The sequence below is a fragment of the Nocardia aegles genome, from assembly GCF_052545135.1.
Genome location: NZ_JBQWRI010000005.1, coordinates 30,842 through 42,898, shown reverse-complemented (window position 1 = coordinate 42,898; position 12,057 = coordinate 30,842). Strand labels below are relative to the sequence as shown.

Here is a 12,057-nt window from a genome sequence, read left to right as displayed (position 1 = left end):
CGAGGTAGGTGAGGATGGCCACTGGGGTTGGCCTGCGCGTCGCCGACGACGAGTGCACGGCGGTCATCGTCACCGACGGTGACGAACAGCCGCAGTACATCGTCCGCGAGTCGGTCCTGCACATGTCCGACGACGGTGACGCCGATTTGGGCGGTCCCCCGCCCACGGGGGAATCCCACTCGATCAGCGGCTTCGTGGCCGCGGTCGGCGACCCCGCGGGCATCCCGGTCGACGACGGTGAGGCCTACCGTGCCGAAGACCTCGTCGCGACCGCCCTGTTCTGCTTGATCAACCTGGCCGCCGAGCATCTCACCGGAGCGGCCGAGTTCTCCGCGACGCATCCGGCGGATTGGCCCGCCGAGCAGGTGCGTTCGCTGCGCGACGCACTGGACTACCTGGGTCTGCGCTCGGTGCTGCTGGTCAGCGAGGGCGATCTGCCCAGCGCCGCGACCGGAGCCGACGGCAGGTCGTTCGCCCACGACGCGGCCCGAGGGGCGCTGGCGGCTGTGCTGGCCACCCCCGCGGGCGCCACCCCGCCGGACCCGTCCACCGCGGAGAACTCGACGGTGGACACCATCGTCATCCCCGCCGTGCCCGCCGCCGACGCGCAGCCGCAGGCGTACTCGGCGGCCATCCCGATCGCCGAGCCGATCGCGGCCGCCGAACCGGAGCAGGCCGAGATGCAGCCAGCGCCAACGGTTCCCGCGCGGCAACCGAAACGCATGCCGCTGCTGATCGCAGGCGCCGCGGCGACCGGCTTGGTGCTCGGCGGCATCGCGGTGGCCCTGCTGTTCCGCGACGGTGCGCAGACGCCGGTTCCGCCGCTGCCCGATGCCAAGTCCGAGCCGACGTCGGCGCTCCCGGCCCCTCCGCCGGTCGTGACCACAACGACGACCACGACCACCGAGCCGCCGGTGGTGATCACCGAGACCACGACACCGGAGCCGACGACCACGACGCCGCCCACCACCACCGAGCCGCCGGCCACCACGACCACGACGCCGAGCATCACCACCGGTACCTCGACCACGCGCACCACAACCCGCACAACCAACCCGTTCGGTCAGCAGCTGCCGCAGATCCCCACCATCCCCGGAATGGGGATACCGGGTAGCCGGTGATCAGTAGCGCCCTTTCCGGGTTTGTGGCCTAGAGTGTTGCGCTGACCGGGTTGTCGGACGAATGTCGACGCGCCGGTCGGCTGCTGGAGGGAAGACTGTGCGCCAATGGATCTGGCCGTGGCCACGGATTTAGCTGGCACGTGCGTGCCGACGAAGGGACTTCATGCGCAAGTTGGTGGCGCGTCGCGCCGCGGTCAAAGCTGTCGCCATCGCATCGACCGTTCTCCTGACTCCCTTGTTCGGCACTACCACCGCCTCGGCGGTTCCCGAAGCCCCCGCGCAGCTCGCCGCGGACACTCTTCCACCGGAACTCGTGCAGGCCATCGCACGGGATCTGAAGATGACCCCCACCGAGTACCTGGACCGCGCCGCGCGGGCCCAGCAACTGCGCGACTACGCGCGTGAGTTCCGTTCGGAGCGGCCGGATTCCTACGCGGGCGCCTGGATCGGCGCCGACGGCAAGCCCGTCCTGGCGGTCACCTCACTGGACGCCGCCAAGATCGCCGCGGCCGACGGCTACCAGACCCGCCTGGCCCCCGTGTCGGCGGACAGCCTGGAGACTTCGCTGGTACAGCTCAATCAGTGGATCTCCGGTCTGCCGCGTGAGATCTCGCAGTCGATCAACGCCGTGGCCATCGACTTCCTGAACAGTCAGCTGGTGCTCAGCGTCGCCAACACTCCCGCCGGTCACATGCTCAACCTGCCGACGTTCCTGGCGAACATCAAGGTCATCCTGGCGCCGAACAGCGGCGGTCCGGTCGAGCGCAGGCCGATGGGCGGTGACACCTACATCAGTGCCCCCGGTTCGCTCCGGGACTCGTCCCTGCGCGCCGTCGACGTGTGCTCGTTCGGGTTCAACAGCATCGACGCGTCCGGCAACGCGCTGAACATCAGTGCGGGCCACTGCAATCCGAACCTGGGCAAAGGCAACGAGGAGGCGGGTGTCTACCTGCCCGACGTCCGGGACATCCCGGCCAGCCCCGAACTGGGCACCTTCGTGCGCGCCTCGCTGGGCGGGCAATCCGCGCTGGACTACTCGGTGATCAAGCTGAACGAGCGCGCGGTGCGGGCAGGCATGGACCAGCCCTCGGTGCGCGGCGCCAACGGCACCACGCTGGCGATCACCGGCACCGCCGACCCGATCACCGGCGCCCCGGTATGCAAGTCCGGCCAGTCGTCCACCTTCACCTGCGGCTTTGTCGTGGCCGATCGGGTGGAGACCCAGCTCTACACCGCCGAGGGGGAGAGCAAGACCGTCCGCGGGTTCGCCAGCTCGGCCTGCACGCTCGGCGGCGACAGCGGCGGCGCGATCGTGTCCGGCACGCTGGCGCTGGGCATCACCAGCGGTTCCAACGCCGCGGACGCACCGAACTGCAACGAGGCCAACACCGCGCTCGCGCAGTACGGCGGCACCCTCTCCCTCGGCATTCCGATCCGGGCGATCCTGGCCCACATCGACGCCTCTTCCGGCGGCGGAATCGGCAGTGGGATCAGCGTGCGCACCCGGCCGAACGCGAGCTGAGCGCACACCCGCGCGGTGTGTCGATCGGCATATCGCCGGTCGAAGGCGACGAGGCGGTCCGCAACAACAAGACGAGTAGGCATACCGCGGCAAACCCCATATAGTCTGCTCATGCTCCTGCCACGTATAGGACCTCCCCGCTCGACTGCGCGACAGACCGTAATCCGAAAGACAGTGATCGCCGCCTCGGCGGCGATACTGCTGTTCGGGCCCACCGCGGCAGTAGCGACGGCGCAACCCGACCGGGCTCCCGGTCTGCCCGCCGAGTTGGTCGCCGCGGTGACCCGCGATCTGAAGATCTCGCCCGACGAGTACCTGCACCGCGCGGAGCTGGCGCAGCAGGTGGCCGCGTTCGCCACCACCGCCCAGCGGCAGTACCCGGCCGTGTTCGGCGGCTCCTGGCTGGATGACGCGGGCAAGGCGGTCGTGGCGCTGGCGCAGGGCCCGGGAGCCGACGAGGCGAAGAAGGCCGCCGAGTCGGCCGGGTTCGAGGTACGCAACGTCGCCAAGAGCGAAGCGGCTCTGCGTGGCGAGAAGAGCGCGTTCGAACGCTGGCTGGAGGGCCAGCCGGAGGCGGTGCGGTCCCTGGTGCGCGGCGCGGTGGTGGACACCGTGAACAACGCGATCGCGGTCCGCGTCGATCAGGCGGGCCTGCCGATGCCGAACTTCATCGACCCGGCCCGCGTCATCGTGATGGCCCCGCCGGTGGCCGGCGAGCAGGGCACCGTGCAGGCCGGTGACATCGCGGGCGATGGGCGCGGCGCACTCGCGGGCGGTGACGGCTACGCTTCGATCGCCGGACGCAGCTCGCTGCGCTGCTCGCTCGGCTTCAACGGCACCGATCGCAACGGCAACACGGTCAACATCACCGCGGGTCACTGCAACCCGGACATCCCGTCCGCGGGCAGCGGCAACGCCGCCGGCGTCTACGAGATGAGCGGCGACCGCCTCGGCCCGCAGGTCGGCGTCTTCCAGAAGTCGGTGCTCGGTGAGCAGGACTACTCGATCATCCGGATCAACGACCAGGCCAAGGACCGCTTCGCCAACAACGGCGTCCGTGCGCCCGGCGCGGCAACGATCCCGGTCGACGGCGTGGCGACCCCGGTGGTCGGCGCTCCGGTGTGCAAGTCCGGCGCGCGCACCGGCTTCAGCTGCGGTGTGGTCAACGCTGTCGACCAGACCGTCCAGGTCGGCGACCGGCAGCTCACCCAGAGCTTCTCGGCCAACATCTGCGCGCTGCCCGGCGACAGCGGCGGCCCGATCGTGACCGGCCGTTTGGCGCTCGGCATCTCCAGCGCGTCGTCGGTGGCCGACTACCCGGTGTGTGAGATCCCGAACTTGATCGGTGCGCTCACCGGCAACGTGCCGCAGCTGTTCGCGCAGCCGGTGCACGTGGTGCTCTCCGACAACCCGGGGCTGCGCATCCGCACCAACTGACCGCAGGAACGCGTGGAGGCCGGCAGCGTCGAGCTGCCGGCCTTTCCCCGTCTCAGGGGCTTTTCACTGCCCTTGCGCGGCCCACCGGGGAAAGGCCGCATGGCACGCGGTGGCGGTCCGGCATTCTGGTTCCCATGTGTTTGGTGCTGATCGGCTGGCGCGTCCACCCGGAATACCGGTTGATCGTGGCCGCCAACCGGGACGAGTTCTACACCCGGCCGACCGAGTCCATGCGCTGGTGGCCGGAAGCGCCCGGTCTGCTCGCCGGACGCGATATCGGGGCACCCGGCCGGGCCGAGGGCGAGCCGCCGGGCACTTGGCTCGGCCTGAGTGCACAGCCGCACGGCGACAATCGTTTCGCGGTTGTCACAAACGTGCGCGATCCCGCCGATGAACGCCTCGATGCCCGGTCCCGCGGCGCGCTGCTGATGGACTTCCTGCGCGGCGCCTCCGACCGCGGTCCGGCCGGCGAGTTCCCCGGGCCGGAGCGGTACGTGCTCGACGTCGCCGCCGCTCCCGACGACTACAACGGCTACAACCTGGTGGTATCCGACCTGCGCACGCTGTGGTGGCACTCCAACCGCAGCGCCGCGCGACCACGCGAACTCGCCGCGGGCTTCCACGGGCTCTCCAACGGCACATTCGTCACGTCGGCTGATCCGACCCTGGCGGAGGCCGATCTCATCGCGTCACAGCCCATCTGGCCCAAGATCCGGGCGGGTGTACGCGAACTGCGGGACGTCGTGCGCACCGAGCCCGGTGCGGTGGACCGCTACTTCGAAGTGCTGGCCGACCGCACCGAAGCCGCTGACGACGAGTTACCGCGCACCGGCGTCCCGTACGAGATGGAGCGGGCGTTGTCGGCCAGGTTCGTCGCGCACGCCGTACACGGCACCAGAGCGAGCACGGTGCTGATCGTCCGCGAGGACGGGACGTTCGACATGGTGGAGCGTTCGTTCGGCAGGCTGGGTGCGGAACTGGGCGAGAACGTCGTTCGCGGCCTGCTGGAACTGACCGGGTGAACGACCGGCGGCCCGCTCTCCGAGGAGAGCGGGCCGCCGAGGATCTGACGAGCGGTCGGTCCGAAGGCCTACTTCGGCTTGTCCGCCCACTTGGTGGTGCCGTCCGGCGCCTGCAGCGTGTTCACCAGGTCGATGCCTGCGACGAGCAGAGCTGGACCACCGACGGCCACCGTGCCCAGGATGCCGCCGATGCCCGCGCCCGCGATCGCGGCCGGGATGCAGCCGACGCCGAGGAACGGCAGGCCGAGGATGCAGCCGATCACCGCACCGCCGATGACACCGATGGCGGTGCCGAGGAAGCCGCCGACGGCGGTCGCGATGCCGAACTGGCTGGCGAACTCGTTCTGCGCGCGCTGGTTCTCGACCGGCGAGGCGATCGGCTGCGCGACGACGTTGACCGCGTTGACCGGCTTGTCCTTCGCCACGTTGACGTTGACGCCCTGCTCAGGCGTCAGCTCGAGCACCGTGCTGTCGTCCTTCACGACCGGCTTCACCGGGACGACGGTGTCGGCGACCTTGAAGGCGATCGGCAGTGTGAGGACTGCGTTGCCCTGCGAGTCCTTGATCCGGTAGACGTCGTCTTCCTTGACGTCTTCGGAAGACTTGGCCAGCTCGAACGTGCCCCCCTTGAGCGTCGTCACGACGGTCTTCTCCACCAGCTTGACCGAGTACCGGATCGGGTCGGGCGTAGCAGCGGCCGGCTCGGCATGGGCGGTCCCCAGTCCGATGGTCATCGCACCGATGACCATCGCGGCCGCCGCAGTGGTTCTGCGGAGTTTCAATTCAGTTTCCAATCCTTCATCAGGTCGTACGTCACCGCTGGTCTTCAGACGCGAGAGCTCTGTACAGCAAATCCGGGTGGTCGGCTCCGGATCCTCCCCGAGCAGTGCGAAGACGATCGCGGCGATCAGAACGTCGTGAGCCTAATAGAACGCCGCGTTTTAAGCGAGATCCCTTATCACGCTTGGTGAGTAAGCCAATCCTCACCGACTGTTCGGAATACTTCGCCGATTACGGTGGTAGTCGACCACTCGCCAGCACGATCTAGGGAATTTACTGTGACATTGATCACAGGTAAATAGACGGTCAAGCCCCAGCATACGGGGCTATAGCCGACAAGCCCGATCGTACGATGGACATGTATGTTACTGGTGGGTAACTTACTGCCAGTTAGGATACGAGCCAACCGAGGCGGTAACGGAACACGCCGCGCTCGTGGTGCCTCTAAAGAAAGGTCGCGACATGAATGCCCTGACAGTGACGCTGGGCACGATTGGGGCGGCGCTCAGCCTCCTGTGTTGGGCGTCGTTCATCGGCGGCGTCCGCAATATCGCGCGCGCCATCATGATCGGACAGCCGGCGCCGGACCGTTGGCGGCCCTTCTTTCCGCGCTTCAAGCAGATGCTCGTGGAGTTCATCGCGCACACGCGCATGAACAAATTCCGCACCGTCGGCTGGGCGCACTGGCTGGTGATGATCGGCTTCATCGGTGGAGCCATGCTGTGGTTCGAGGCGTACGGGCAGACCTTCGACCCGGCGTTCCACTGGCCGATCATCGGCGACCTGGCGATCTACCACCTGTGGGACGAGATCCTGGGCATCGGCACGGTGGTCGGCATCCTGACGCTGATCGCCCTACGACAGCTCAACCACCCGCGGGTACCCGAGCGGCTTTCCCGGTTCAGCGGTTCCAAGTTCGGCCCGGCCTACGTCATCGAGGCGATCGTGCTGCTCGAGGCCCTCGGCATGATCTTCGTGAAGGCGGGAAAGATCGCCGCCTACGGTCACTTCAACCCGGCCACCGACTTCTTCACCATGCAGGTGGCCAAGCTGCTGCCCGCGAACACCACGATGGTGGCGCTGTTCGCTTTCGTGAAGTTGATGTCCGGCATGGCGTTCCTCTACTACGTCGGCCGCAATGTCACCTGGGGCGTGGCGTGGCACCGCTTGTCGGCGTTTCCGAACATCTATTTCAAACGTGAGGACGACGGTGGTGTCGCGCTGGGCGCGGCCAAGCCGATGATGTCGAAGGGCAAGCCGGTCGACATGGAGACCGCCGACCCGGACACCGACACCTTCGGCGCGGGCCGGATCGAGGACTTCTCCTGGAAGGGCTGGCTGGACTTCACCACCTGCACTGAGTGCGGTCGCTGCCAGTCGCAGTGCCCCGCCTGGAACACCGGCAAGCCGCTGTCGCCGAAACTGCTGATCATGTCGCTGCGCGACCACGGCTACGCCAAGGCTCCCTACCTGCTCGCCGGTGGCCGCACGGACCTGGGTGGCGACGAGGTCGGCCTGGTCGACGCCGAGGGCAACCCGGACGAGGCCGCGCTGGCGAAGATCTCGGAGGCCGCCAGGGCCGAGGCGCAGCGTCCGCTGGTCGGCGGCGCGGACGTGCAGGGCATCATCGATCCCGAGGTGCTGTGGAGCTGCACCACCTGCGGCGCGTGCGTCGAGCAGTGCCCGGTGGACATCGAGCACGTCGACCACATCATCGACATGCGCCGCTACCAGGTGCTGATCGAATCGGAATTCCCCTCCGAGCTCGCGGGCCTGTTCAAGAATCTGGAGAACAAGGGCAACCCCTGGGGTCAGAACGCCAAGGACCGGCTCAACTGGATCAACGAGCTCGATTTCCAGGTCCCGGTCTTCGGCCGCGATGCCGACAGCTTCGACGGCTACGAGTACCTGTTCTGGGTCGGCTGCGCGGGCGCCTACGAGGACCGCGCCAAGAAGACCACCAAGGCGGTCGCCGAACTGCTGGCCACCGCGGGCGTGAAGTTCATGGTGCTCGGCGCCGAGGAGACCTGCACCGGCGACTCCGCTCGCCGCGCGGGTAACGAGTTCCTGTTCCAGCAGCTGGCCCAGCAGAACATCGAACTGCTGAACTCGGTGTTCGCCGGCGTCGAGGATCGCAAGAAGAAGATCGTCGTCACCTGTGCGCACTGCTTCAACGCGTTGAACAACGAGTACCCGCAGGTCGGCGGCAATTACGAGGTCGTGCACCACACTCAGCTGCTCAATCGTCTGGTGCGGGGCAAGCAGCTGATCCCGGTGGCGTCGGTGTCACAGAACGTCACCTACCACGACCCCTGCTACCTGGGCCGCCACAACAAGATCTACAACGCGCCGCGCGAGCTGATGGCCGCGTCCGGCTCGAACCTGGTCGAGATGCCCCGGCACGGCGAGCGGTCCATGTGCTGTGGCGCCGGTGGCGCGCGGATGTGGATGGAAGAGCAGCTCGGCAAGCGCGTCAACATCGACCGCGTGGACGAGGCGCTGACCACCTCGCCCGCGAAGATCGCGACCGGCTGCCCGTTCTGCCGGGTGATGCTCACCGACGGCGTGACCGCGCGCCAGGAGAAGGGCGAGGGCGAGGGCGTCGAGGTGGTGGACGTCGCCCAGCTGATGCTGGACGCCATCGACCGCGTCGAGCCCGCGGTGCTGACCGAGAACCTGACCGTCATCCAGGAGCCGAAGGCGCCCGAGGTGGAGCCCGAGCCGGAACCGGAGCCCGAACCCGCCCCGGCTGCCGAAGCTCCCGCCAAGGCGGCCGCGCCGACCGGCAGCGGTCTGGCTATGAAGGGTCCGGCGAAGGCACCCGGTGGCGGCGGTCTCGCGATGAAGGGCCCCGCCAAAGCGCCCGGCGGCGGTCTCGGTATGAAGGGTGCCGCGAAAGCACCAGGCGCCAAGGCTCCGGCCGCCGAACCGGCGCAGACCGAGGCTTCGTCGGCGCCTGCCGCTGCGGCGAAGGGTCTGGCCATGAAGGGCCCGGCGAAGGCGCCCGGTGGTCTGGGGATGAAGGGCGGTGCGAAGGCACCCGGAGCCAAGGCCGCCGCCGCACCCGCCGCCGAAGCCCCCGCCGAGACTTCCGCAACCGAAGCTCCGGCGGCCGAGCCGGTCAAGGGATTGGGCATGAAGGGCGGTGCGAAGGCGCCCGGTGGTGGTCTCGCCATGAAGGGCGCGGCCAAGGCGCCCGGAGCAAAGGCTCCGGCTTCCGCAGCATCCGCTGCCCCGCAAGCCGAGGCAGCGCCCGCCGAGACGGTTACGGAACCGGCCGAAGCCAAGGCGACCGAAACCGGGCCGACCGAGTCCAAGCCGACGGTGCCCGCCAAAGGTCTGGCCATGAAGTCCGGCTTCAAGCGGCCCGGCCCCAAGGCCCCCGGCAAGGCGAGCCCGGCACCGGCCCCGACGGATGCGGCCCCCGCCGAACCGGCTCCGACGGAGCAGGTCCCCGCCGCGGAAACTGCTGCGGCGCAGCTTGAACCTGCCGACGAACCGGAACAGTCCAACGGCATGAGCGGCAACGGCGCACCGGAAGTCGCGCCGCCCACGGCCAAGCCCGGCGGTCTCGGTTTCAAGGCCGGTGCGAAGGCGCCGGGCCGGAAGAGCTGAGCCAGAACAACTCCACACCGACATCGGCCGGGTCCCACAGCGGACCCGGCCGAGTCGTATCCGGGGCCGGTGAACGTCCCTGCCTCGCACCGCATCCCAAACAGGGAGATGCCCGTCTAGGTCATCACTAGCGGCCGGATCTCGATACCGGGCGCGGCCATGTCGATCAGCAGGAACGTGATGTCCGCGCCGTCGTCGACCGCGGCCATGGTCAGCGCGGCCGGGTCCGAGCCTGCACTTCAGCTGCGTCATCGATGCACATCTGCGCTCCCAAATCCGCTACGCCGCAGTTCTTTCCGTACAGAGCTCACGTTCGGCATCGCACCGATCCGCTACGGTGTTCCTGGCGTACGTCGACCAAGCCCGGGGGGAGCTTTGACTTCGCGGTACTTTCCAGACTCGGGCTTCGCCGCGCGGGGCGGACCACCCACCCCGGATAATCCGCATCACTGGCTTGTTTGGCATTTCACTCACGTCTCGAACTTGCCCAGCATGGTCGCCGAAGGGCGGATGCTGCCGGCCTCTCGGGTGGCGGCCGCGAAGTCACCGATGCCCTACCGCGTCTGTCGTGGCCATGACGGGTACCAGGAGGGACGTGGACCGCTCGTCATGCTCGGCGCGGCGCTCGGCGACATCGTCGACAAGTTCGCTGCTTCCGGGAAGATACATTGCGCCGGGTGCGGTCACACCTGGAAGATGTCGGTGGCATACGAGAGTATGGAGTCGACCCGAAGATGTACTACTGAGGAGGTGATTTGATGATAGTCGAAGGCGAGGGCGACCTGCTGGCAGCGGATGCCGAGGCGCTGGTCAACACAGTGAATTGCGTAGGCGTTATGGGCAAGGGAATTGCACTTCAATTCAAACGACGCTATCCGCAAATGTTCGAAGATTATAGAAGAGCATGCGAACGTGGGGATGTTCGGATCGGTCACATGCTCGTTTTCACGACTGGCCAGCTGGACGGCCCGAGATATATTATAAACTTCCCTACGAAGAAGCACTGGCGTGCACCGTCCAAATTATCGTATATCGACGACGGGCTCACCGATCTCCTGCGGATCGTCGACGAACTCGGTATCAAGTCACTCGCCATACCGCCGCTCGGAGCGGGAAACGGCGGATTGAACTGGGCGGACGTCGAACCCAGACTGCGGTCCGCGTTCTCGGCCAAGCCCGACGTCACGGCTGTCCTGTATCAACCCGCACCAGGGCCCCGGAAACTGGACGCACCGTCCACGCTACGGATGACCTGGGAAAAGCGCTGACGCTTAATCTTCTGCGCGCCTACATCTCGAAACGACGCGCACAGGAGCCATGGGAGGACCCTTCCGGCGCTTCGCACCTCCAGATACAGAAACTGATGTATTTCGCGGAATTCTACGAGCCTGCACTCGGTCTGCAGTTCATCCCCGCGCGCTACGGTCCTTACAGTGAGAAAGTCAGGCTCGTCCTGCAAGAGATAGAGGGCGGCTACACCACCGGGCTCGGCAACGGCACAGGAAAAACACTCGACAACGATCCGATCGCGCTCACCGAGAGCGGCGAGAAGGATCTGAACGAGTTCTTGGGCACAAGCGCCGGACTTCAGGTCGCGGACGTCGTCGATACCGTATTGAAAACGGTGGAAGGATTCGAGGGCCCCTATGGAATCGAGTTGCTGGCCAGCACACACTGGGTGATGCGAAGGCAAGCTTCGATTGATCCGGGAAATGCCGCCGAGGCCGTACGCGGTTGGACGGAGCGAAAAGGCCGTATTTATACCGATGCGCATGTGGAGGCGGCGCTACATCACTTGCTGTCGCATTCGCACGGCGCCGGCGCAGAGGAGCGACCATCCATTCGAGGATCTGCAGGGGAAGGCCGTCGGGACGCCCGGGCAAAGCGGTAAGGCCGAGGCTGCGCTACCGGTGCGAGCGGTTCAGCAGTCCTCGAAGAAGGCCTTCAGGTAGCCCACCGATTGGTAGACGTAGTCGTAGGCCCAGCGTGGGAGGGAGAGGTCGGGTTCGGGGTCGGTGAAGAGGAGTTCTCCGTCCCAGCACTTTTCCAGGACGTAGCGGGCTCGGGAGACGTGCGGGGTGAAGGTGACGACGATGACCCGGTGCCAATTGTGGGTGCGGGCGAGGAGGGCGAGTTCGCGGCCTTCGCCGCGGGTGGTGCGGGGGGACGGGTCGAAGCACAGCACCTCGAAGCGGTAGCCGCCGTGACAGATACGGTTCAGCATGGCGCTGTTCTCATAGGGGTTGGAGAACACCACCCGTGGCGCGTACCCCTCGCGCGCCAGGCGCAGGCCGAGTTGTTCGCGGCCGTCGTGCGCCCCGCCGAGTACGAGAACGGCGTCCGCCCGCGCGGGCGGATCGGTCCGCGGACGCACGTAGACCGGCCACAGCGCCACCGTGGCGACAACCACCGCCAGACCTGCGCCGAGCGCGGTCCAGGCCACCCGATGACGTCGCATTGGGCCGATGCTAGCCGGGCGGCGTCCGCGACCGTTCCGCCAGGTCAGAACGCCTGGATCGGCGATGTCGCCGCATGTACATCTACTGTTGCCCGGACCCTT

The 12,057-nt window shown here is 67.4% G+C and carries 7 protein-coding genes and 1 pseudogene; 6 read left to right on the top strand and 2 right to left on the bottom strand.

Translation table 11 applies throughout. The features are described 5' to 3' along the window. Positions 1 to 14: 14 nt before the first annotated feature. The 4 genes from ACT89H_RS15900 (at position 15) to ACT89H_RS15885 (ending at position 5,102) form a co-directional block, all read left to right on the top strand. A complete protein-coding gene (locus ACT89H_RS15900; RefSeq protein ID WP_445109392.1) occupies positions 15 to 1,121 on the top strand; it encodes a hypothetical protein in 1,107 nt (368 codons plus the stop codon). Positions 1,122 to 1,284: 163 nt separating this feature from the next. Further along, on the top strand, positions 1,285 to 2,643 hold the full coding sequence (locus ACT89H_RS15895; protein WP_445109391.1) for a S1 family peptidase: 1,359 nt from the start codon (positions 1,285 to 1,287) through the stop codon (positions 2,641 to 2,643). A 111-nt stretch (positions 2,644 to 2,754) separates the two neighbouring features. After that, a complete protein-coding gene (locus ACT89H_RS15890; RefSeq protein ID WP_445109390.1) occupies positions 2,755 to 4,080 on the top strand; it encodes a S1 family peptidase in 1,326 nt (441 codons plus the stop codon). Positions 4,081 to 4,214: 134 nt separating this feature from the next. After that, entirely contained in the window at positions 4,215 to 5,102 is an 888-nt protein-coding gene (locus tag ACT89H_RS15885; protein WP_445109389.1) for an NRDE family protein, read from the top strand. A 68-nt stretch (positions 5,103 to 5,170) separates the two neighbouring features. On the opposite strand, the gene ACT89H_RS15880 is transcribed toward ACT89H_RS15885, so the two are convergent. Continuing rightward, positions 5,171 to 5,884, bottom strand: a complete 714-nt coding sequence (locus ACT89H_RS15880) for a DUF8020 domain-containing protein (protein ID WP_445109388.1) — start codon at positions 5,882 to 5,884, stop codon at positions 5,171 to 5,173. A 460-nt stretch (positions 5,885 to 6,344) separates the two neighbouring features. On the opposite strand from ACT89H_RS15880, the gene ACT89H_RS15875 reads away from it, so the two are divergent. Continuing rightward, positions 6,345 to 9,497, top strand: coding sequence for a (Fe-S)-binding protein (locus ACT89H_RS15875; RefSeq protein ID WP_445109387.1), 3,153 nt, complete (start codon positions 6,345 to 6,347; stop codon positions 9,495 to 9,497). Positions 9,498 to 10,255: 758 nt separating this feature from the next. Next, a pseudogene (darG, locus tag ACT89H_RS15870) lies at positions 10,256 to 11,298 on the top strand (type II toxin-antitoxin system antitoxin DNA ADP-ribosyl glycohydrolase DarG); the annotation flags it as partial. A 120-nt stretch (positions 11,299 to 11,418) separates the two neighbouring features. Here the strand turns inward: darG and ACT89H_RS15865 are convergent. Next, a complete protein-coding gene (locus ACT89H_RS15865) occupies positions 11,419 to 11,955 on the bottom strand; it encodes a YdcF family protein (RefSeq protein ID WP_445109386.1) in 537 nt (178 codons plus the stop codon). Positions 11,956 to 12,057 lie beyond the last annotated feature (102 nt).